Origin of the sequence: Nodosilinea sp. FACHB-141 (genome assembly GCF_014696135.1) — a bacterium.
GTDB lineage: Bacteria > Cyanobacteriota > Cyanobacteriia > Phormidesmidales > Phormidesmidaceae > Nodosilinea.
In genome coordinates this window covers 287,387-308,718 of record NZ_JACJPP010000007.1, presented here as the reverse complement: position 1 = coordinate 308,718, position 21,332 = coordinate 287,387, and the positions used below count along the sequence as shown (strand labels likewise).

Genomic DNA, 21,332 nt, shown 5'->3' with positions numbered 1-21,332 from the left:
TTCGACTTGGCCTAGCAAAAAAGATCAAGAATCTCTTGCTTGAAGGTTTGCTTAAAAAGCAAATCATCTGAGGTGTGCTCCCAGAGCTAAATGTGGTCCAAGCATCTACTGGGCTTTTTTCCTTCCTTCGACGTAAGACAACCACCAGCCGTAGCTGGCAGTATTAGCCTATGAATATTGTTGATACCGCTGCCCAACTCAGAAACTTAAACCGCATCCGTCGCATCAGCCGACTGATGGACACGGCCTTCAAAATCCCCGTTTTGGGGATAAAAGTAGGCTGGGATCCGGTACTTGGGTTGGTACCTGGGCTAGGTGATTTGATTGCTACCGCAGTGTCGGCCTATGTCATTGTTCTGGCGGCCCGCTTTCGCTTGCCTAGAAGCATTTTGGCGCAGATGGTCTTGAATATCGGCCTAGAAGCCGTAGTCGGGACCGTGCCGCTGGTGGGGGATTTGTTTGACGCTTTCTATAAGTCAAACGTGCGGAACCTAAAGCTGTTGGAAGCTCACCTGCAAGGCCAATCAACAGCGCTAGAAGAGGCAGACAGCCTCAACTTAAACAGCGTCCAGGATGGTGAGATCTACACATAATTTGGGGGAGCGATCGCCCTCCCAAGCATGCACACGTTTAGAAACAGGCAAGATAAATTGCTGCGGCTGCATGAATGATCTAGCGGTTCAGCACAACCTGCTGAATTAAATCGGCTAACTTTGTGGCGCTATCGGCAGCTGCCAATCTCCCTGCTGCTGCTGCCATCGAGTCTAGCCGTTGCGGCTCTGCCAGCAGATCAAGCACCAGGGCCTGAAATTCTGAGGCGACGATTTGGCCTTGGTTCAACATCAAAGCGGCCTGGGCATCGACAAAAGCTTTGGCATTGACCGTCTGATGGTCTTCTGCCGCAAACGGGTAGGGAATCAGAATCGAGGGAGTGCGGGAAATAGCCAGTTCCGTAAGGGTGCCCGCCCCAGAGCGCCCGATCGCCAGAGTTGCCCGATGCATGAGGGCGGCCATGGCGCTAAAGAAGGGGCGGCGAATGTAGTGAGGGTGGCTGTAGCTGTCGGCTTCGGGGTCATTGCTGCCGGTTTGGTGCACAATCCACGCACCCGCTTCTATCCAGGCTGGGGCGGCGGCTCGCACGAGTTGGTTGACGGCAACAGCCCCTTGACTACCGCCTACCACCACAACCAGCGGCACCCCATCGGGAATAGCAGGATCGGTGAGAACGGGTGACTCTGGGGTGAGAAACTCGTCCCGCACGGGAGTGCCCACCACCACGGTTTTAGCTTTGGGCAAATAGGTACGGGCGGCCTCAAACCCCAAAGCCACAGTAGTGCACCAAGGGCTCAACCAGCGAGTAACTTTGCCCGGTAGGGCGTTAGATTCGTGCAGAACCGCAGGTAGATCGAGCGATCGCGCCGCAATAATCGCCGGGGCAGCAATGTAGCCCCCAGTAGTAAACACTCCGTCAAAATTGCCCTGTTTGAGCAGTCGCCGCACCTGTACTGTTGCTTGGCCAAACTGCCCTATTGTCTTCACCGTGCCTAGACCGGGTCGGCCCTGAAACCCCGCCATATGCACTGTATGGAGCGGAAAGTTTTTGGGCACTAAGGTGGTTTCGAGGCGATCGGGCACCCCCAGCCACTCGATGGTGTAGCCCTCTTGGCGCAAGGCTTCTGCGGTGGCGATCGCCGGGAACAGGTGCCCACCCGTGCCGCTGGCGGCCACCAGCAGCCGGGGAGATGCCGCTTGGGTAGATGTAGACAAGGGAACACCCTCGACGCTAAAAACGCCTCTAGACTATACCAACTCCTGTCCAGAATCTATGCCCTGAGTTTTCTTTTCTTTGGCCAGAAACGGATCCAGTTTTAGATGAAACAGGCTGGTACTAGAGGGGACGGCTGGGCTACCGTAGCCGGTCGTAAAGAAACTGATATAAGGTAGACGGAGTATTTTTGGTTAATGAGGCGGTTCAGCGTGGCTAACTCGGCAGTGCGGCGATGGAGTCTAGGAATCGTGTCGATGGCAGCGGTGCTATGGGGCGCTGGGGCATTTGCTCCGGGTACCCAGGCGAACACGCCGGTCTTAGCCCAGGTGGCTCCTGCTGAGGTGCAGCAACTGTTGACCGAGCTGGAGGCGGCGGCAAGCAGTCGCAACCTCGATGCCGTCATGGCCTTTTACAGCGAGGGCTTTGACAGCGACACCGGCTTTGACTATGCCCAACTGCGCCAAACCCTCGAAACCCTTTGGCAGCAATATCCCGACCTCTCCTACGACATTGAGCTGCTAAGCTGGCAGGCCAATGGCCCCGGTAGCTACACTCTCGAAACCCGCACCACCGCCACCGGCACCCAAACGCGCCCCGATCGCACCCTCACTCTCGCCGCCGATACCACTTCGCGCCAGCGCTTAGAAAACGGAAAGATCGCTTACCAAGAAATCCTGAGCGAGACCAATCGCCTGGTGTCAGGCGACAACCCGCCTACCCTGCAAGTGCAGCTACCCACCACCCTTACCCCAAGCCAGTCCTACAGCTTTGACACGATTGTGATGGAGCCGCTGGAAGGGCGATCGCTGATGGGTGTTGCCGTCGAAGAAGGCGTGACCGCTGAAGACTTTTTTGCGCCGCGCCCGGTAGTTTTTGACATTCTTAGCTCTGGCGGGCTTTACAAAGTCGGCACCGCCGCTGCCGAGCCCGACAGTCGCTGGGCATCGACGGTGGTTATTCGTGAAGACGGCATGGTCGTTGAAACTCGCCGCCTACGCGTTGAGTAGCTATGGCCAACCACAACTGGCTAGTTGCCGATGACGGCACCTATAAATCCTTCGGCAACCCCGAAACGATAGAGCCAGGGCGTTACTATCGCCTCTACCGGTTTCTCACCGAGCTAGAAGACATTCTCGACATCTTTCACGACGACGTCAGTCGGCTAGAGGCGATTACGCCCCTGGTGCGCAAGCTCTTAGTCAGCTCTTACTGGCTGCAAATGGAGTACAACACCCCCGATCCCATAACCGGCTGGAGCGTCAACTTTCTCTACCGCGAGCACCAGTTCCCGATTACGGTGCAGATGGTAGCCTGGCTGCCGGGGCACGCCTCCACCATTCACAACCACGGAGCCTGGGGAATTGTCGCGCTACTGGGCGGTCAAGAGCGCAACCGCTTCTGGCGACGTGCCCCTCAATCCAATTCTCCCGACCAGCTAGAGCTAGTCGATGAAATAGTTCTTAACCCCGGCGATGTTGTGGCCCTCACCGCCAACGCCATTCATAGTGTGGAACCCCTAGGCGACGAGCCCACTGTGTCGTTTAACCTCTACGGGGCAATAAATTCTAGCGATCGCTACGAGTTTGACCTAGAAAATCACACAGCAAAACCGTTCTAGGCAACGTGAGGAATCGGAAGTAGCCTATCACTTCTCACCCCCTACCCCTTACTCCTCACCCGCCAACTTTCTTCTCAAGTGGATGAAAGATTTGGCAAGTTAGGGTAAACTTCATCAGACCGTCGGGGGAGTGTCAGCTGAAGCGTCTTTAAGCCGTTAAGCTACGCCTGTTTGAGCTTCCCACATAACCATCAGGCAGCCCGTTTCTCCCTTTGCCACCGCCAGGATAAATCGACCTATGAGCCAGGAAGAATCTCGCAGCACCGCCACATTGCCGCCCGAGGAACCGACCCCAGTCGATCCAGACACCCTGGTGACTACCTACGCTGACAGCCTCATCACCGAACTGTTTGACGACGTTGACAAAATTTTAGACGGCGATGAAGACGCCTTAGCATCGGTAGAGGCGGCACCAGAGCCAGCCTCAACGGCGATCGCCCCATTTGTCGAAACTACTGCCGAGCCCGTAGATCCTCCAGCGGCAGACGCGCCCCTGGCTCCCTTGGGCACCGATCTTGACGTCTTCCGCGCCGACAATGCGAACGCTGCCTCCCCGGCAGTCCCGACCAAAACTCGTTTTGGCAAGCTGTTTGACCGCATGTTGCTGAGCATCACAGCCCTGTCGCTGCTGGGCATAGGGGGGCTGCTGTGGTTTAGTCAGCAGGGCAATCGCTTTTCCCTAGGCCGATCGTCTGTCGAAACGGCGGCACAGCAGTCTGACGAAGAATTTTTGGCCTACTTGCAGCGATCGCTAGAAGTGATTTCGGGCAAGGTTGAGCGGGGCGAAGTGGGCACCAATATTGTTGTCGGTCAAGCTCCTGGCGGGGTCGCAGTTCCCACACCACCCATGCTGCCGCCCCTAGGGGCCGGTGGCACCGCAGGCAGCCTGGGCTCTGGCCCAGTCAACGTCATCGAGCGGGTTTACATTCCCTACCAAACGGCTCAACAGCGACCCGCACCAGGCGCGCCAGTTCTGGTACCTCAGCCAGGGGTGCGAGCGCCGTCTCCGGTGTCTCCGGTATCTCCCGCTGCGCCCTCTCAGGCTCCAGTGGCGGCAAATCCAATTCACGCCCTGGTGGGTATTTTAGAACTGGGCGATCGCTCGGCCGCCCTGTTTGAAATTAGCGGCGTCTCCCAGCGGGTCTACATCGGTGAGCGCATTGGCAGCAGCGGCTGGAGCCTGGTGTCGGTCTCCAACGAAGAAGTGGTAATTCGCCGCAACGGTGAGGTGCGATCGATCTTCATTGGCCAGCGCTTCTAGCAACTGCTTGGGCCTAAGTAGGCTAGCGCATCCCACTTTTCCGGATACCTATGGCCTATGCTGGCGGGGGTTGTGGCCAGTTTGCTCCCGCAACGACTCTTGTATAGCCATGACGGCATTACACAACTCAACCTTGGTCTGACGGGCAACATCGGCGGCGACTTCGACCAGAGCAGCGATCTCGGTTTCGCGCTGCTGCTTAGCGCCCATGGCTGCACTATTCGCGTCAATGCTTTCAGGAGCGGCGACGGTGCGGTTAGGCATGGGGCCGCTCACGCTGCCGAGGCTATAGAAGGAGTCGATGTCGGCATTGATGGTTTTGATGGGAAGCCGGCGAGAGAGATCAGTTTTGTTCATAGCCAGTAGATGCTCGCTGATGGGTAGATGTTTAGCCCATAGGCATACTCTAGCCGCTCGCAATCGCAGCTCTGGGGCGCTGATGTGGCTGTGCGATCGCGTGATAGCAGAGAAGCCTTAACCTGAGACGACGATGGGGGTTGCACGTCTGTATGTCTCACCTACAGCAAGTTTGCCCGCCTAAGGCAGCGAACTTTGGCCCAATTACCAAGTTTGTGAGCCGAACTCCCAAAAATCTATAAAGCAAAGGTGAATAGCCGCGATCGCGCCCCTTTGCTAGAAGCCTTCTCTTGCAGTCCAAAAACTATGACGACTCTTTCAAGAAGGATTTGCGTTGACGTCATGGATAGCTACGACATCTCCCAGGCTAACGCTGATTTGATAGATTTTATTAATCCTGAGCTCACTGTTCATCTAGTTCGGCCAAAAAAACTTAAGTGGTTCTGAAAACGGTCGAATAAAGTTGATTAGCGCATGTATGTTATTTGGTTTTGCAACAATCAAAATCTTAGAATTTAGCTCTAGATACGCGATCGCCGGCTGACGAGGACAACAACAGTTCCGATCAGAAGCAGAATAATTAGGATAATGACAAGCTCGGGAATGGTCACTACATCTGAAGCTTCAGCAGCAGAATTGATATCTATCGAAGTTGCTGCGCCATAGTCAATTCCATCTTAAATCTTGCCTCTGAAAATACTTTCATCAAATACAAGAAAGTGAAATGGTCACCTTTCCTAGAGTTCACAGAGCATCTTACCTTGCTGGCAGCATGATTATCAGGCTCACGTGCCTTGGTGAATTTGAAGACAGTTAAAGTTCAGCTACAGACTGCTAACGACTAGTTATATTTAGCTTTTTCGTACTCATATTTACTTTGAAAGCGTTTTACCAGAATACTTAGATAGTTGTTTTTTCAATTCAAGCCTTCTGAGCACTTACAAGTCTTTTGAAATGTAACCCTAGCTAACCGTATTGACTACGGCCCTACTCGGATGTTTGCCGGGTTGCTATGCCTACCTAGAGAAGCGTCCGCACCGCTAACCCGCTATTCTGAAAGGCAAGGCGTTGCGGCAGGAGTTACACCATGGGCATCTTTGAAGACCTGAGCAAGTTTCTTGAAACCCGACTTGATGAGTTTCTCAAAGCTAACCCCCACCTAGAGCTATGGGGCTTAGAAGACCAATTGCGAGGCCAAGAGCAAGACGCCATTCACCTGCTGGGCGACCTCAAGCGCCGCGAAAAGCAGCTCGAAGACAGCATTCTCTCGACAGCCCAGGACATTCAGCGCTGGCATAGCCGCATTCAAAACGCCCAGGTCGCGAACCGCCTTGACCTGGTTAAGGCCGCCCAAGAGCGTGAGGCGGCCCTGCTGCGCCAGGGCAACCAGCTCTGGGGCCAAATGAAAGGCGTTAAGGAACAGATTGAGCAAACCCGCAACCTGCAAAAAGAAATTCACGATCGCCGCCGCGAACTCAAAGCCAAAATCGCTGAAACTCAAGCTCAACGATCCGCTCAGCGCACCACCACCAGTTGGGATACAGGCTGGGCCAAGCCCCCCTTTGAAGACTTTGGCCGTAACACAATGGATCCAGTAGAGGAATCGTTTCAGCGATGGGAGACGGAGCAGGAGCTGGAGGAGCTGAAGCGGAATATGGGAAGGTAGGGAGTGATGGAGTAGGGGAGAAAGTTTTAAGTGTTGAGTTTTGAATTCAGCCCTCAACATTCCCTTCCTGTCGCCATCACCCTTTCGTCGGGGATCTCTTGATTTCAAAGGAAATCGTATCCGGCTTGCGGCTCAGCTTGGGATTGACGGGGGCTGTGACAGTGGAGGTAGGGGGCGGGGTAGGGTTGGGCAAAGGGGGCTCCGCTGACTTTGTCGGCAGGGGAGCGAAGGTGGGCCAGCTGCGATAGTTGGATGCGATCGCCAGTCCAATGCCTCCCAAAACCGTCAGCGGCAGCGATAGCTCAACACTACTCACCCAAGGCAGTTGGACAAACCACTGGACCGCTTCGGCTCCAAAAAACAAGATCAAAAAGCAGATCAGCCAGAGCTTCATAGCATTCCAAAAAATCTATTTCTTTAGAGGCTGACTCAAGTAAATCGTTGGTTGGCTAGCCATTGAACTATTTATAGAGAACAGCGGTTGCCCTGATTATGGCTTAAGGCTGAGATTTTGCTCTCAGCCAGCAATCACTCACAGAATTAGATATCTTTCTTAAGAAACCCGCCCTAAAGCCAATGGGTCTCCAGAATGGTTCTGGGGCAAGGGTTTGGCAGCCTTTGGCTACGGCTTAGGCAAGCTCTAAGGTTGGTCAAGCTGGCGGCGATCGCGCCCCAACTCCTCCAACTTTGCTGCGAAACCGACTTTTCCTTGGGAAAGGGTATGTCAGAATGTAAGCGGTTTTTTGCCAACTCACGCAAGCTCTTGGAGTAGGCAGTCAAGATGGATTCTGTAGACACGCTTTATCAATACGCCTGGCTGATCCCGGTGCTGCCGCTCATCGGGGCTGCCATAGTTGGCACCGGGCTCATCTCCTACGGCGAGGCCACCAGCAAGCTGCGGCGGCCGGTGGCAATCTTCATCGTCTCCCTGATTGGGGCGGCGATGGTGCTTTCCTTTGCAATTTTTTGGAGTCAGTGGCAGGGCCACGCTCCCTACCAGGCCATGTTTGAATGGGCCGCGGCGGGTGACTTCCGCATCGAGATGGGCTACACCATCGACCACTTGGTGGCGTTGATGCTGGTGGTGGTCACCACCGTCGCCTTCCTGGTGATGGTCTACACCGATGGCTACATGGCTCACGACGCGGGCTATGTGCGGTTCTACGCCTACCTGAGCCTGTTTAGTTCCTCAATGCTGGGCCTGGTAATTAGCCCCAACCTGCTCCAGGTCTATGTGTTCTGGGAGCTGGTGGGCATGTGCTCGTACCTGCTGATTGGCTTTTGGTACGATCGCAAGCCCGCTGCCGACGCCTGTCAAAAGGCCTTTGTCACCAATCGAGTGGGCGACTTTGGCCTGCTGCTGGGCATCTTGGGTCTGTTTTGGGCCACCGGCAGCTTCGACTTCGAAATCATGGGCGAACGACTCACCGACATGGTGAATGTGGGCAGTTTGCCCGCTAGCGTCGCTGCTATCTTCGCCATTCTGGTATTCCTGGGTCCGGTGGCCAAATCGGCCCAGTTCCCCCTCCACGTGTGGCTGCCCGACGCCATGGAAGGCCCCACCCCCATCTCAGCGCTGATTCACGCGGCGACCATGGTGGCAGCCGGGGTGTTCCTGGTAGCCCGCATGTACCCCGTGTTCGAGCACATCCCCACGGTGATGACGGTAATTGCCTACACCGGAGCGTTTACCGCCTTCATGGGAGCCACGATCGCCATCACCCAAAACGACATCAAGAAAGGGCTGGCCTTTTCGACCATGTCGCAGCTGGGCTACATGGTCATGGCTATGGGCGTTGGCGCCTACAGCGCCGGTCTATTTCACCTGATGACCCACGCCTACTTCAAGGCCATGCTGTTTCTTGGCTCCGGCTCCGTTATCCACGGCATGGAAGCGGTGGTGGGCCACGACCCAGCGCTGGCCCAGGATATGCGCTTGATGGGCGGCCTGCGCAAGTACATGCCCGTCACGGCCATTACCTTTTTAATCGGCACGCTGGCTATCTCCGGCATTCCCCCCTTCGCCGGCTTCTGGTCGAAGGATGAAATTCTTGGGGCCACCTTTGCGGTCAACCCTGCCCTCTGGGCAGTAGGCTGGCTGACAGCAGGCATCACCGCCTTCTACATGTTCCGCATGTACTTCTCCACCTTTGAAGGCAGCTTTCGGGGCAACGATGAAGGCATTCGCCGCGACCTCAAGCGGGCCCAGTTTCAGAAGATGGGCATGTCCCTTGGGCCGGGCGCAATGAACCCCCAGGAGCTGACCCTAGATACCGCCCACGACGACCACGATAACCATGGGCACCACGCCCACGAACCCCACGAGTCGCCGCTGTCGATGGTCTTTCCGCTGGTGGCGCTAGCCGTGCCCTCAGTATTGGTGGGTCTAGTCGGTACTCCCTTTGCCAACTACTTTGAGGCATTCATCCATCCCCCCGGGGAAGTGATCGAAGCTGTAGAGACGGCAGAGGCCTTTGACTGGAACGAGTTTGCCTTGATGGCGGGGAGTTCCGTGGCGATCGCCACGGTCGGCATCATCATCTCCGTGCTGATGTATCGCACGAAGGCGATTGATCCGAGGGCGATCGCCGCCAGAATCCCCTTCCTCTACAACCTCTCCCTCAACAAGTGGTACATCGACGATATCTACGAGGTTGTCTTTGTCCAGGGCAGCCGCAAGCTGGCCAAGCAGGTGCTCGAAGTCGATATCCGCATTGTTGATGGCCTCGTCAACCTGGCTGGCCTCGTTACCCTGGTGACGGGCGAAGGGTTGAAGTATCTGGAGAATGGACGGGCTCAGTTCTACGCACTAATCGTATTTGGCGCAGTGCTAGGGCTAGTGCTGCTGTCGGGCGTGACGTAAGGATGTGAGGATGGATGGGTGTGAGAGTGGATGAGTAGATGAGTTTTGATACCGCGACACTCTCTAAACTGCTCTACCTATCCACCCCATGCCTCTATGCCCCTTCCCATCCATCCCCCTTCTCATCCACTCATCCACTCCTAAGCAGAACGCGACGAGAACGACGATATGGACCTCGCGACTTTTCCCTGGTTGACCACCGTTACGCTGCTGCCGCTAGTGGCTTGTATAGCGATACCGTTTTTGCCCGACGACAACGGTAAGACGGTGCGCTGGTATGCCCTGTCGGTGGGCCTGATCGACTTTGTGTTGATTGTGGCTGCCTTCTACCTCAACTACGACTTTAGTCAGCCCGGTCTACAACTGGTGGAGAGCTACACCTGGGTGCCCCAGCTCGACCTGAAGTGGTCCTTAGGGGTAGACGGTCTGTCAATGCCTCTGGTGCTGCTGACCGGGTTCATCACCACCCTGGCGGCTCTGGCGGCCTGGCCGGTGACACTCAAGCCCAAGTTCTTTTACTTTCTGCTGCTGGCCATGTATAGCGGTCAGATCGGCGTGTTTGCCGTGCAGGATATGCTGCTGTTCTTTCTCTTCTGGGAGCTAGAGCTGATTCCGGTATACCTGCTGCTGTCGATCTGGGGCGGCAAGAAGCGGCTCTACGCCGCGACCAAGTTTATTCTCTATACCGCTGGCGGGTCGCTGTTCATCTTGGTGGCGGCGCTGGCCATGGCCTTCTACGGTGATACCATCACCTTCGATATGACCGCCCTAGCCGAGAAAGTCTATCCCTTACGGATGCAGCTCTTGCTCTACGGGGCGTTTTTGATCGCCTACGCGGTCAAGCTGCCAATCATTCCATTGCACACCTGGCTGCCCGATGCCCATGGTGAGGCCACAGCACCGGTACACATGCTGCTGGCGGGCATTCTGTTGAAGATGGGCGGCTACGCGCTGATTCGCATGAATCTGGGTATGCTGCCCGACGCCCACACCTATTTCGCGCCAGTTCTGGTGATTCTGGGCTGTGTCAACATCGTTTACGCGGCGCTGACCTCCTTCGCCCAGCGCAACCTCAAGCGCAAGATTGCCTACTCGTCGATCTCGCACATGGGATTTGTGCTGATTGGCATAGCTTCGTTTACCAACCTGGGGCTGAGCGGCGCGGTGCTTCAGATGGTCTCCCATGGGTTAATTGGGGCTAGCCTGTTCTTCTTGGTGGGAGCCACCTACGATCGCACCCACACCCTCATCCTGGATGAGATGGGCGGCGTGGGCAAAAAGATGCCCAAGATCTTCGCCATGTTCACTACCTGCTCGCTGGCCTCGCTGGCCCTGCCAGGGATGAGCGGTTTTGTGGCTGAGCTGATGGTGTTTGTGGGCTTTGCCACCAGCGATGCCTACAGCTTTACCTTTAGGCTGATTACGGTCATCTTCATGGCGATCGGGGTTATTCTCACCCCCATCTACCTGCTATCGATGCTGAGGGAGATTTTCTACGGCCCTGAGAACAAAGAACTGGTCGAGCACGAGGTGCTAGCTGATGCCGAGCCTCGCGAGGTGTTTATCATCGCCTGCCTGTTGGTGCCAATCATTGGCTTTGGGTTTTACCCTAAAATGCTGACCCAAATCTACGACGCCACCACCCAAAAGCTCACCGCTCGACTTAGCCAAGTATTTGTGGCAACCGAAGCCAGTGCCGAAGGGCTGGCCCCCGTCGCTGCCCTCCCGGTACTCAAGGCTCCTTCTTTAAGCCAGTAGAACCACCCTTCTACCTGACCCAGCTGATACAGACACCCTCCGAGGCCTAGCTTCAGAGGGTGTTTTTAGTTCGATTCTTCACTCTTCGTTCTTCATGCCAGACCCTACTGACGGCTGACGCAGGTCAGCACCCCCTCCATCTGCTCAGCATTACTACCCATAGCCCGCAGAGTCAGGGATGGCTCAAACCCTGGGTAGCAGCGCGCTAGCACCGTGTCGCTGCTGCGAGTCACATACAGCACACTGACTGGGCTGCCGTTTAAGATCGCGGGCACCAGGCGGGGCGCTTCGGCCACGGTGGCGAGTACTGGAGCTAACCGACTTGAGCCCAAAACGGTTATAGCAGTTACTAGGGCGATGCCTAGACAGATACTGATGCCTAAACGTTTGCCCAACGATTGGCGCACTGCGCTCAAAAAGCTAGCTATTAGCCTATTCATAACCATCAAAACCTCACCAAATATTTGCTCGCAAACCTACCACACAAAACCTTAGGCATTCTAGGCTCGAACCCTCGCCGTAGATAGCCGTGCAGAGTGGAGCGAGGCTTATACAAAGTTTGATTTCAATATTTCTAATGCAACGAATGTAGCGTCTTAGTTGTAAACAAGGGTTGCCCTGCCCAATCAGAGGTAGACAGACTTCAGTATTGCTAAAGACTACGATTGAGAAGCTTAGCTACTAAGTTGAGACAGTTATTGTCGCCAAAGATTTTTCTGAAATTTACTGGTCAAGGCGATCTTGGCTTTCAAAGTAGGGAATACAAACCTATAGGCAGTAGGGTGTGGAGGTCTGGATGCGCCATGGCTGAGGTGGATGATCTAAGGCGCTTAGTGCAGCAGCTACAGACAGAGAACGCTGACCTGCAACGGCAGGTAGCAACTCTGCGGAAGGCAGGCCACAACCAATGCCAGGTTTTGCCACAGGATAACGGCAACGGCAAATCGCAGCCGATCTCCAATTGTTTGCAGCCCCAAATATCTGATCCGTTTCAGGATTTTGTGACCTATGCGCCGATTCTAGCCTGGATTACCGATGCCCAGGGCATGATGACCTACGCCAACCCAGATTGGCTGGCGATGGTAGATCTAACCGAGCAGGAGGCCGTGGGCCAGTCTGTCGAAGCCCTATTTCCTGCCGCTTTGGCCCAAAACTACCTCCAAAACAACAAGTGGGTGCTGGAGCACCAGACAGTTCTAGAAACGATAGAACAAGCCCCCCTACCCGATGGCACCATCCACACCTACCTGGTGCGGAAGTTTCCCATGCAGGCGATTGGGGCCACAAGCACTTTGGTAGGAGGCATTGGGGTCGATATCACCGAGCTAAAACAAACCGAAGCGGCCCTGCGAGATAGCGAAGCCCGCTGGCAGTTTGCCATCGAAGGCTCTGGCGATGGGCTATGGGACTGGAACACTCAGACCAATGAAGTATTTTTCTCCCACCAATGGAAGGCAATGCTGGGCTATGCCGACGATGAAATTGGCAGCAGCATGGACGAACGGAATAGCCGCTTGCACCCTGCTGACAAAGGTCAGTGCTATGCAGACTTGGAAAAGCATTTTGACGGTGAGACTCCCGTCTACCAAAAGGAGTACCGGCTCCGCTGCAAGGATGGCAGCTATAAGTGGATCCTAGATCGCGGCAAGGTGATGGAGCGGGATGCCGATGGCAAGCCCCTGCGGGTAATCGGCACCCACAAAGACATCAGCGAGCGCAAGCAGGCCGAAATCCACCAGCAGCAGCTAACGATCATTCTGCGCGAGAGTGAGGCTACCAACCGGGCCATTGTTGAAGCGATTCCCGACCTGCTGTTGCGCGTAGGGCGCGATGGCACCTGCTTTAGCTTTTTGCCCCCTGCCGATGTGGCGGCGGGTACTTTTTTGCCAGTGCAAAACAATCTGTCAGAGGTCTTGCCCCCCAAGTTATTCGATCATCAGCTCCAGCGGATCGAGTGCGCGCTGAGCACCGGTGAGCTTCAAACTTGGGAACACCAGTTTGAAAAGCATGGCCAGCTTTGCCACGAAGAAGTGCGCTTAGCCCCCTGCGGTACAGACCAGTGCCTAGTGATTGTGCGCGATGTTAGCGATCGCAAGCAGATCGAGCTGAAGCTCCAGACCACCGCCGAAGAGCTCGATCGATTCTTCTCAGTTTCCCTTGACCTGCTCTGTATTGGCGATACCAGCGGTTACTTCCACCGCCTTAGTGGCCAGTGGCAAAGGACCCTAGGCTACTCAGCCCAGGAAATGCAGGGCACCCGATACATCGACTATGTGCACCCCGAGGATATAGACGCCACCCTGGCAGCGCTCTCGTCGCTGACCCAGCAGCAGGAGATTCTTAACTTTGTCAACCGCTATCGCTGCCGCAATGGTTCTTACCGCTGGATCGAGTGGCGATCGGTGCCTGTAGGCCATCTTGTTTATGGTGCAGCCCGAGACATCAGCGATCGCATACAGGCTGAGACAGAGCTGCAAAACACCAAAGACCAGCTCGATCTAGTGCTCCAAGCCTCTGCCGAAGGCTATTGGGATTGGAATCTGGTCACTGGAGAGATTTACTTTTCGCCCCAGTGGAAGGCGATGTTGGGCTACGCCGATCACGAGCTAGCCAACAGCTTTGCCGCCTGGGAATCAGTAATTTTTGCTGAAGACCGAGCGGCAGTCCGTCAGCTCGTAGATGACTACACCAGTGGCCGCAGCGATCAGTTCTCCATTACCCAGCGGTTTCATCACAAAGATGGCTCTACAGTCCACATTCTCTCCCGCGCCATTCGCCAAAAGAATACTGCCGGGCAGGTGATTCGTGTGGTAGGCAGTCATCTAGATGTTACTGCTATGGTGACTATTCAGGCCGCTCTGCAAACCTCAAAAATGCAGCTATCCAGCGTGCTTAATAGCTCTCTCGACGGCATCATGGCCTTTAAAGCGGTGCGCGATGAATCGGGCATCATTGTGGATTTTGAGTGGTTACTGAGCAACCCTGCCGCCTGCAAAATGGCGAAACGCAACGCCGCATACCTAATTGGTAAGCGCCTGCTAGATGAAATGCCTGGCAACAAAACCGATGGGTTGTTTGACCTCTACGTACAAGTTACCGAGTCGGGTGACCCGGTGCGGCGTCAGTTTCACTACAACCATGACGGCATCCACAGCTGGTTTGAGAACATGGCCGTCCAGCTGGGCGATGGCTTTGCCGTAACCTTTAGCGACATTACTCCTCTCAAGCGGTCAGAGCATGACCTACAGCAGGTAAATCAGCAGCTGGCTACCCGCGTTGACGAACTCAACCAGCACACCCAGCAAATGCGGCTGTTGAGTGAAATGAGCGACTTTTTGCAGGCCTGTCTGACAGCCAAAGACGCTTACCAGTCCTTAGGTGTCCTGGTGGCACCCCTGTTTCCCGGCAGCAGTGGCAGCATTTTCATGTTGACCAATGCCGTCGACTATTGCGTTGAGCAGGTTGCCACCTGGGGGGCACAGCGGGCATCAGCTACCGAGTTTATTCCTCCAGACTGCTGTATCTTGGGCAGGGAGCGTCTGCACCAGATTGACCACGACTGCCTGAGTCTGGGGTGCGGCCAGGCCGAAAGCACCCATGCCTTGACTACCCTCTGCATTCCGCTGCTAGCCCAGAGCCAAACCCTAGGGCTGTTTTACCTCAGTGCCTCCGAGCTATCTCAGCCAGTGCAGCAGTTGGCTCGCACCGTGGCTGAGCAGATCGCTCTGGCGCTGGCCAACCTGCACCTGCGCGAAACTCTTCAGCAGCAGAGCATTCGTGACCCACTGACCGGACTGTTTAATCGCCGCTACCTAGAAGAAACCCTGACCCGAGAAGTACAGCGAGCCCAGCGTCAGTGCCACACAATTGGCGTAATTATGCTCGATATTGACCATTTCAAGCAGTTTAACGATACCTACGGCCATGATGCGGGCGATCGCGTCCTAGAAACCGTCGGGCAACTCCTCCGCGATAGCGTGCGCGGTTCTGATGTGGCCTGCCGCTACGGGGGCGAAGAGATGCTTCTAATCCTGCCAGAGTCACCCCCCGAGGCCACGATGGCAAGGGCTGAAGAAATTCGCCAGGCTCTAGGCCTGATCCAGATCAGCTACAGTGGCCTGATCCTCAATCCGCTGTCAGCTTCGCTGGGGGTAGCCAGCTTTCCTGGCCACGGCTGGCAAGCTGTGGATGTCTTGAAGGCTGCTGACGACGCCCTCTATCAAGCCAAGTCCCAAGGACGCAACCAGGTAGTGGGAGCGACGGTGCCTGCCGCGAAAGTGGCTGAGGAGACAGGTGCGCCTCTACCCAGAGATATATCCTGAAAGTAGGGGAAGGCTAGGTAAATAGTAGGTATCAGGTACTACCTCATGCCGACTCGGTAGTGCGTTTTTACAGGATATTTAGGGACTATATGGCACAGGCAGCAGTGAAGCGATTGGCATCGGGTTCGTTAGCCCTAGGGGCACTACTGGCGGGGATCACGGCGATCGCCCCTGTCCGCTTGACCCCGTTAGGGGCTACCCCAGCGCTGGCTCAGTCACCTGTCGATGAAGCCACCACCATTCGGGTATACGATCAGGTCAGCCCGGCTGTGGTGGCCATTGATACCCGCGACGGCGGCGGCAGCGGCAGCATTGTCGACGCCAGTGGACTAATTCTTACCAACGCCCACGTGGTTGGTACTGAGCGTGTGGTGACGGTGCGCTTGTCTGACGGCCGCAGCTTCCAAGGCGATGTAGTGGGCTACGGCCAAGACCGGCTAGACCTAGCGGCAGTGCGTCTGCGGGGCAACCCTACAAACCTGCCGACGGTAACCCTAGCGCCCCCCAACTCAGTGCGGGTGGGGCAGAGCGCCTTTGCTATCGGCAGCCCCTTTGGCTTGCAGGGCACCCTCACCGTGGGCATTGTCAGCCGCATTGACCGCGATCGCAACGTGATTCAAACCGATGCCGCCATCAACCCTGGTAACTCAGGCGGCCCGTTGCTCAACAGCGCCGGGCAGGTGATCGGCGTCAACACCTCTATCTTTACCACTGGCGACAACGGCGGCAGCGTGGGCATTGGCTTTGCCATCCCCACCGACGCGGTGCAGACGTTTTTGGCCTCGGTGCGATCGGGCACGGCCACGGCCTCAGCTCCCGCCGATCGCACTAGCCGCGAACCTGCCCCTATCGCCCTGGGCGCGACGGTGCAAGGTCAGCTCAACGACACCAGCAATGTGCTGCCCGACGGCAGCTTCTACAACCCCTACCGGTTTGAGGGGCAGGCGGGGCAAACCGTCACTATCGCCATGAACAGCCAGGAGGTTGACCCCTACCTGATTTTGCTGGCCTCCGATCGCGACGATTTTTCCGTTCAAGACGATGACAGCGGTGGCGATCTCAGCGCCCGGATCTCAGTGCAGCTGCCCTACACCGGGTCTTACATTATTCTCGCCAACAGCTACGGTCAGGGAGAGGCGGGCCGCTACCAGCTTCAACTCAGTCAGTCGGGCGGTGGTCAGGGTGGCCCTACCCAGACTGCTCCAAGCGGTGCGCTACTGCGGCAGCAGGGCAATCTAGGGCCTGATGATGACACCCTGCAAGATGGCTCCTACTACCAAGAATTCAGCTTTAGAGGTCGGGCGGGGCAGAGAGTGCGCTTGCGGCTAGAGAGCCCTGACTTCGACACCTACCTGATTTTGCTCGACGAAGGTCGCAACCGCCTCGCCGAAAACGACGACGCCAGCCCCGACAATACCAATTCTGAACTTGCGGTTACACTACCTAGCGACGGCACCTACTCTGTGATAGTCAACAGCTTCGAGGCAGGCGATCGCGGCCGTTTTCTGCTGACGGTGGAGTAGGGTTCAAATCGAATCCCAAGCTCGGGGACTAAGCTGAATGTGAGCATTGAGTTAATAGGCTAGCAGGATTCAACGTTGAATCCTGCTAGCCTATTAACTTGCAGTTGCACGTTAGATCAGCAAAATTTTTCCCTGACTTGGCGTGTATTTTCAGAATAAAGCCGTTCACTCTACTGAGACAGCTTTGAATGGGGCACTGCCTCTCGCTCTAGTGCGGCACAGTACGATCGCCAGCCGCCGTAGGTCGAAATCTCGCGCTGGCCTTCACACAGCACGGGTTCACCCAGCACGCCCAGCACCGTTTCGCCGGTAGATAGAGGCACTTTGCCAATGCTCAGCCCCGGCGGCTCTTGCAGCAGCACCTGCACCAACCCATCGGGGGGCACCTGCCACACCTCTAGCGCTACGGCGATCCCCCCCTGACTGACCCGCACCATAGCCGGGTGAACATCGTCGATGGACCACAGGCGGTAGTAGGGAGTAGTGGCCGCTTCGTAGAGAAACTCGGCCCCGGCATTGAGCAGGTTGGGGTTCAGCGCCAAACCCCGCATTAAAGTACCGTTGACCGCTAGTTTGATTCCCTCCGCCATGGTGGCGCACTCCCCCAATAGTGAACATCGTGTTGAACTGACCCACTGTAGCTTGCGCCGATTCTTCAGATTCGGCTGGAAAGGGTTGGGCTGTCGCGATAGCATAGAACTAACACATGAATTTTTGTAACACCCTTGGCCTCTGCCCTACAGCCCATCATTGACCCGGCGGTGCCCAGCGACTGGCACGCCCTTGCCCCCCGCTGGCAGGCCGGGCAGCCCACTGTGCAAAAAGGTCTGCCCCACGACCAGCTTGCTCCCGCTTGGCAAATTTTACTCTTGGGAGATGGTTCGCCCACTCGCCATTTGCAGCTGTTGACGCGCGATCGCACCGAGGTCGATGTCATCGATATGACCCCGGTGGGCATGGATCTCGACGGTGCCCCAGACATCATTCGCGTGGTGCCTGGCCCCCGTCTGCGTCGCCAGGTGTGGCTGCGCACCGCCTCGGGCCAGCGGCTAGCCTACGCCGCCTCTTGGTGGGAGGCCAGCCATGTCGATGAGTACCTGCAAAACAAATCATTGCCCATCTGGGCTAGCCTAGCCCGCTTGCGCACCGAGCTTTACCGCGACATTCAGGGCCTCTACTACGGCGATTCGCCAGCGCTGGAAGAAGCCTTTGGTCAGGCTGGGCCGTTCTGGGGCCGACACTACCTGTTTTGGCATCGGGGCAAGCCGTTGACGCTGATTTATGAGGTGTTTTCGCCCTACCTGACCCGTTACCTGGGGCCAATGCAGAGTGGGCCAAATCCGGGCCTGTAGGCGCAAGAGAATTTTGGCTTTAGGTGATCGATTTGCGATGGGTTAGCCGGTTAGTTCATTGATTAAGTCGGGCCGATCTGACCAAAAACTAAAAATCGCTAATCTAAAACCTTCTAACCCCAGTCACTACCGCCACCGTTTGACGAGGGCGGTAAGTAATTTGGCATGCCTGGCTCCATAAATGCGTCCTGGTAGGGACGGGCAGATTCGACCCAGACTTGGGTACGGAGGGGGCCATAGCGGTGGCGAAGCTGGGCATCGATCTGTTCGCCGATAATTTCTGCCGATTCCACAAATTCGGGGTGCAGCACCAGATGAATCTCAATCCATACCTGGCGACCCACCATGCCCCGCGAGCGAATGCGGGTACAGCGAGTTACACCCTCTACCTGGGTGGCAATGTGGGAGATGGCCTCGGGGGCGATCGCCGTCGGGCGCAGCAGCATCGGCAGCTGTTCATTCAGCACTCGCCACAGGCTGCGGCCCACTAGGGGCAGCAGCACCAGGGCAAAGAGCGGGTCAAGCCATCGCTGGCCCTGCCAGATCGCCAACAGCACCCCGACCATGACAATGCTCAGCCAGGCATCGGCTAAAAAGTGGCGCGTGTTGAGCTTGAGGGCTTGGCTACTGAGGCTGCGGGCCTGATAGCTGGCGTAGATGCCCAGGGCCACATTGAGAATCACCATCGCCGCCGTAAACCGCAGCACAGCTGAGTCAATCGCTACGGGAAATGGGGTTGCCCCTCCAGTGAGGCCGCTAAGCAACTGACGTAGGGCAATCAGCAGCAAACTAACCCCGGTAAACCCCAAAAAAGCGCACAAGATTAGGGTGCCTGCCACCTCAGCGCGCCCATGACCCCACACCTCACGGCCCATCTGCCGCTGGGGCGAAGTCACTGCCACCAGGCTGAGCACGGTGCTGAACCCATCTACCAGGGTGTGCAGCGACTCGGCCAACAGGGTCAACGACTGGCTGGCCCACCCACCAATGGCTTGCACCGCCAGCAGCAGCAGGGTTGCCCACAGGGTCGTCAGCAACAAGCGGTAGCTAATGCGGCGTTGGTACTCGCCCTCGTTCATGGGCAGACAGAATTCCACTAGGCTCAAGGTCTGGGCTCAATGGTACTGCAAGGGGCGGTTCTACAGCCGGTTAAGACGATAGCTAGAGCAGTCGCAGCTGCTGGGCGGTTTCTTCAAGCACTAGGCTATCCAAATCATCTAGGTCTATGTCGGCGGGCTCAGGGGGCAGGTCAACCTCAGTTTCGTCGGCTATTAAGGCAGCGGCGGCAGACATCATGGCCTCGGCTAGGTCGCTGAGGTCGTCGCGGTTGGCCAGGTAGGTACCTAGGGCTGATAACGGGTCAAGGGCGCTGTCGGTGCCTAGTTCGGGCAGGCGGCTGCGGTTGGTTTGGGCCTTCAGCTCGGGTTGTAGGGTGTAGGTGTGGGCGTTGGCCAGAATAGTCTCTAGGGCAGACTGGTCGACTTGGTCAACCTGGTCGGTTCGCAGGGTGTAGAGGCAGCGCACGACGGCATTGGTGATGTCCGCTTTGGCGATCGCCCGCTCCAGCCGAGCCTGGGGATGCTCGGCCTCGGTGAGGTTGACCTGAATGGTTTTGAAGGGGCGCACGGGCAGGGGACAAAACTTGGCCTGGGTGTTTTCCTTACTCACCTGAACCAATAAATAGCCTTTTTCTTCGGCTTCTTCGCTGAAGTCAACCCGCTCAATGCTGCCGGGGTAAATCATTAGCGGCTGTTCGCAAAGCACCTGGTAGCGATGCACATGGCCCAGGGCCACATAGTCAAAGCAGGGGCGGGCCAGCATTGCCATGGGAATATTAAAGCCCCGCCCGGTGGCCAAAAATCGCTCGGCCCCGTAGGTGGCGGTATCGACCATGGCGTGGGCCAGCAAAACAGCGGGAATATCGGGGTCGAGGCGGCGAATTTCGCCCTCTAGGGCTACCCGCAGGCGATCGAGCAGTAGCTCGTTGACCTGGGCCATAGAGAAGCCCTCGGTTTCGGGGCGGGTCAGCAGGGTCGATTTGGTCAGCCAAGGCAGAGTGACCACCTGCACCGGGCCGTTGCGAGTGTCGATGCGGTGGGTTTCGAGGCGATCGCCCACCACCACATCCGGCACACCCAGGGTTCTGTAGATCGACAGGCTGGCTCCGCCTAGGCCCTGGGCATGCTGGTCATGGTTGCCCACCAGCAGCACGGTGGGGATGCCTGCCGCCGACAGCCGACAAAACTGGCGGGCCAGGGCCTGCTGCACTAGCGGCGGCGGCGTGGCATCGGGAAAGGCATCGCCGCCAAACAGCACCAAATCGACCGGCTCGGCTAAGGCGCGATCGATGCAGCGGGTAAGAGCGGCAATGAAGTCTTCTAGGCGGGTGTTGAGGCCGGTTTCGGGGTTGAGGCGACCGTGGGCAAACCCGCTACCCATGTGGATGTCGGAGAGGTGGAGAAGGGTGATCATGGGGCCATGATAGCGCCGACAGGATAGATGCCAATGGCAATTTGAATTCCCTGCTGGATACGCCGCAGCGACAGGGGGTTGATGCTGCCGTAGGGGCCTTGCTCTAAATAGGTTTTGCGGACGGCAAGCACATGGTCGCAGGTGGCCAGAGAGTCTGTTTCTAACCCTCCTTCACCGGCTGTAAGCAAGATGCGGGTGGGTGTTTCGCCGCTGCGAGTATCGCTGGTGAAAGGTACTACCAACACGGTTTGACTCAGCTCGTTGCGCACATTGATTGAGACCACCACCGCTGGCCGCTTTTTTGTATCGCCCAGGCTACGGATTGCTTTAATTAGATAAATTTGACCTTGCAAGGGGTAAGGCTCAGCCATC

18 protein-coding genes are annotated in these 21,332 nt (G+C 56.6%); 10 read left to right on the top strand and 8 right to left on the bottom strand.

Annotated elements, in window-relative coordinates; all coding sequences use genetic code 11:
• Positions 1-170: 170 nt before the first annotated feature.
• Positions 171-593 (top strand): DUF4112 domain-containing protein, encoded by a 423-nt coding sequence (locus H6F59_RS04790; protein ID WP_190695840.1) that lies wholly within the window; start codon positions 171-173, stop codon positions 591-593.
• Positions 594-672: 79 nt separating this feature from the next.
• On the opposite strand, the gene murG is transcribed toward H6F59_RS04790, so the two are convergent.
• Positions 673-1,767, bottom strand: coding sequence for an undecaprenyldiphospho-muramoylpentapeptide beta-N-acetylglucosaminyltransferase (murG, locus tag H6F59_RS04785; RefSeq protein ID WP_190695836.1), 1,095 nt, complete (start codon positions 1,765-1,767; stop codon positions 673-675).
• 210 nt (positions 1,768-1,977) lie between these two features.
• Here murG and H6F59_RS04780 point away from each other — a divergent pair, with 210 nt between their 5' ends.
• From H6F59_RS04780 to H6F59_RS25990, 3 genes are all read left to right on the top strand, one after another.
• On the top strand, positions 1,978-2,775 hold the full coding sequence (locus H6F59_RS04780) for a nuclear transport factor 2 family protein (RefSeq protein WP_190695833.1): 798 nt from the start codon (positions 1,978-1,980) through the stop codon (positions 2,773-2,775).
• A gap of 2 nt (positions 2,776-2,777) precedes the next feature.
• Positions 2,778-3,386 carry a cupin gene (locus tag H6F59_RS04775; RefSeq protein WP_190695830.1) on the top strand — a complete coding sequence of 203 codons (609 nt, stop codon included), beginning with the start codon at positions 2,778-2,780 and terminating at the stop codon, positions 3,384-3,386.
• Between the two features lie 238 nt (positions 3,387-3,624).
• Positions 3,625-4,647, top strand: a complete 1,023-nt coding sequence (locus tag H6F59_RS25990) for a hypothetical protein (protein WP_199325607.1) — start codon at positions 3,625-3,627, stop codon at positions 4,645-4,647.
• A 48-nt stretch (positions 4,648-4,695) separates the two neighbouring features.
• On the opposite strand, the gene H6F59_RS04765 is transcribed toward H6F59_RS25990, so the two are convergent.
• The gene (locus H6F59_RS04765; protein WP_190695826.1) at positions 4,696-5,004 is read right to left on the bottom strand and encodes a hypothetical protein; all 309 of its coding nucleotides are present in this window, start codon (positions 5,002-5,004) and stop codon (positions 4,696-4,698) included.
• Positions 5,005-6,091: 1,087 nt separating this feature from the next.
• Here H6F59_RS04765 and H6F59_RS04760 point away from each other — a divergent pair.
• Positions 6,092-6,670: a TIGR04376 family protein gene (locus H6F59_RS04760; RefSeq protein ID WP_190695823.1), complete on the top strand. Its 579-nt coding sequence runs from the start codon at positions 6,092-6,094 to the stop codon at positions 6,668-6,670.
• Positions 6,671-6,746: 76 nt separating this feature from the next.
• Here the strand turns inward: H6F59_RS04760 and H6F59_RS04755 are convergent, their stop codons facing one another.
• Positions 6,747-7,064, bottom strand: coding sequence for a hypothetical protein (locus H6F59_RS04755; protein WP_190695819.1), 318 nt, complete (start codon positions 7,062-7,064; stop codon positions 6,747-6,749).
• Positions 7,065-7,451: 387 nt separating this feature from the next.
• On the opposite strand from H6F59_RS04755, the gene H6F59_RS04750 reads away from it, so the two are divergent.
• The gene (locus H6F59_RS04750; RefSeq protein ID WP_190695816.1) at positions 7,452-9,533 is read left to right on the top strand and encodes an NAD(P)H-quinone oxidoreductase subunit 5; all 2,082 of its coding nucleotides are present in this window, start codon (positions 7,452-7,454) and stop codon (positions 9,531-9,533) included.
• A gap of 168 nt (positions 9,534-9,701) precedes the next feature.
• Complete coding sequence (locus H6F59_RS04745) at positions 9,702-11,291, top strand: NAD(P)H-quinone oxidoreductase subunit 4 (protein WP_190695813.1); 1,590 nt, start codon at positions 9,702-9,704, stop codon at positions 11,289-11,291.
• 104 nt (positions 11,292-11,395) lie between these two features.
• Here H6F59_RS04745 and H6F59_RS04740 read toward each other — a convergent pair whose 3' ends face one another.
• A complete protein-coding gene (locus tag H6F59_RS04740) occupies positions 11,396-11,731 on the bottom strand; it encodes a hypothetical protein (RefSeq protein WP_190695811.1) in 336 nt (111 codons plus the stop codon).
• 363 nt (positions 11,732-12,094) lie between these two features.
• Between H6F59_RS04740 and H6F59_RS04735 the strand changes: the two genes are divergently transcribed.
• Together H6F59_RS04735 and H6F59_RS04730 are read left to right on the top strand one after the other, a co-directional pair.
• Complete coding sequence (locus H6F59_RS04735) at positions 12,095-15,613, top strand: PAS domain S-box protein (protein ID WP_190695808.1); 3,519 nt, start codon at positions 12,095-12,097, stop codon at positions 15,611-15,613.
• A gap of 89 nt (positions 15,614-15,702) precedes the next feature.
• Positions 15,703-17,136, top strand: a complete 1,434-nt coding sequence (locus H6F59_RS04730; protein ID WP_190695806.1) for a trypsin-like peptidase domain-containing protein — start codon at positions 15,703-15,705, stop codon at positions 17,134-17,136.
• Between the two features lie 170 nt (positions 17,137-17,306).
• On the opposite strand, the gene H6F59_RS04725 is transcribed toward H6F59_RS04730, so the two are convergent.
• On the bottom strand, positions 17,307-17,726 hold the full coding sequence (locus tag H6F59_RS04725) for a glutamyl-tRNA amidotransferase (RefSeq protein WP_190695803.1): 420 nt from the start codon (positions 17,724-17,726) through the stop codon (positions 17,307-17,309).
• Positions 17,727-17,861: 135 nt separating this feature from the next.
• Here H6F59_RS04725 and H6F59_RS04720 point away from each other — a divergent pair, with 135 nt between their 5' ends.
• Positions 17,862-18,488: a chorismate lyase gene (locus H6F59_RS04720; protein WP_190695801.1), complete on the top strand. Its 627-nt coding sequence runs from the start codon at positions 17,862-17,864 to the stop codon at positions 18,486-18,488.
• A 113-nt stretch (positions 18,489-18,601) separates the two neighbouring features.
• Here H6F59_RS04720 and H6F59_RS04715 read toward each other — a convergent pair whose 3' ends face one another.
• The 3 genes from H6F59_RS04715 to H6F59_RS04705 all read right to left on the bottom strand — a co-directional run bounded on the left by H6F59_RS04715 (position 18,602) and on the right by H6F59_RS04705 (position 21,331).
• Positions 18,602-19,567 carry a cation diffusion facilitator family transporter gene (locus tag H6F59_RS04715; RefSeq protein ID WP_190697168.1) on the bottom strand — a complete coding sequence of 322 codons (966 nt, stop codon included), beginning with the start codon at positions 19,565-19,567 and terminating at the stop codon, positions 18,602-18,604.
• Between the two features lie 82 nt (positions 19,568-19,649).
• Positions 19,650-20,960, bottom strand: a complete 1,311-nt coding sequence (gene sbcD / locus H6F59_RS04710) for an exonuclease subunit SbcD (protein WP_190695798.1) — start codon at positions 20,958-20,960, stop codon at positions 19,650-19,652.
• Positions 20,957-21,331: a type II toxin-antitoxin system PemK/MazF family toxin gene (locus H6F59_RS04705; RefSeq protein WP_190695795.1), complete on the bottom strand. Its 375-nt coding sequence runs from the start codon at positions 21,329-21,331 to the stop codon at positions 20,957-20,959. The genes sbcD and H6F59_RS04705 overlap by 4 nt, the downstream gene beginning before the upstream one ends.
• Between the last annotated feature and the right edge of the window lies 1 nt (position 21,332).

Excerpts from the sequence above, each read along its gene's own strand:
- H6F59_RS04790 (WP_190695840.1), top strand. The coding sequence starts at position 171 with ATGAATATTGTTGATACCGCTGCCCAACTCAGAAACTTAAACCGCATC.
- H6F59_RS04775 (WP_190695830.1), top strand. The coding sequence starts at position 2,778 with ATGGCCAACCACAACTGGCTAGTTGCCGATGACGGCACCTATAAATCC.
- H6F59_RS25990 (WP_199325607.1), top strand. The coding sequence starts at position 3,625 with ATGAGCCAGGAAGAATCTCGCAGCACCGCCACATTGCCGCCCGAGGAA.
- H6F59_RS04765 (WP_190695826.1), bottom strand. The coding sequence starts at position 5,004 with ATGAACAAAACTGATCTCTCTCGCCGGCTTCCCATCAAAACCATCAAT.
- H6F59_RS04760 (WP_190695823.1), top strand. The coding sequence starts at position 6,092 with ATGGGCATCTTTGAAGACCTGAGCAAGTTTCTTGAAACCCGACTTGAT.
- H6F59_RS04755 (WP_190695819.1), bottom strand. The coding sequence starts at position 7,064 with ATGAAGCTCTGGCTGATCTGCTTTTTGATCTTGTTTTTTGGAGCCGAA.
- H6F59_RS04750 (WP_190695816.1), top strand. The coding sequence starts at position 7,452 with ATGGATTCTGTAGACACGCTTTATCAATACGCCTGGCTGATCCCGGTG.
- H6F59_RS04745 (WP_190695813.1), top strand. The coding sequence starts at position 9,702 with ATGGACCTCGCGACTTTTCCCTGGTTGACCACCGTTACGCTGCTGCCG.
- H6F59_RS04740 (WP_190695811.1), bottom strand. The coding sequence starts at position 11,731 with ATGAATAGGCTAATAGCTAGCTTTTTGAGCGCAGTGCGCCAATCGTTG.
- H6F59_RS04735 (WP_190695808.1), top strand. The coding sequence starts at position 12,095 with ATGGCTGAGGTGGATGATCTAAGGCGCTTAGTGCAGCAGCTACAGACA.
- H6F59_RS04730 (WP_190695806.1), top strand. The coding sequence starts at position 15,703 with ATGGCACAGGCAGCAGTGAAGCGATTGGCATCGGGTTCGTTAGCCCTA.
- H6F59_RS04725 (WP_190695803.1), bottom strand. The coding sequence starts at position 17,726 with ATGGCGGAGGGAATCAAACTAGCGGTCAACGGTACTTTAATGCGGGGT.
- H6F59_RS04715 (WP_190697168.1), bottom strand. The coding sequence starts at position 19,567 with ATGAACGAGGGCGAGTACCAACGCCGCATTAGCTACCGCTTGTTGCTG.
- sbcD (WP_190695798.1), bottom strand. The coding sequence starts at position 20,960 with ATGATCACCCTTCTCCACCTCTCCGACATCCACATGGGTAGCGGGTTT.
- H6F59_RS04705 (WP_190695795.1), bottom strand. The coding sequence starts at position 21,331 with ATGGCTGAGCCTTACCCCTTGCAAGGTCAAATTTATCTAATTAAAGCA.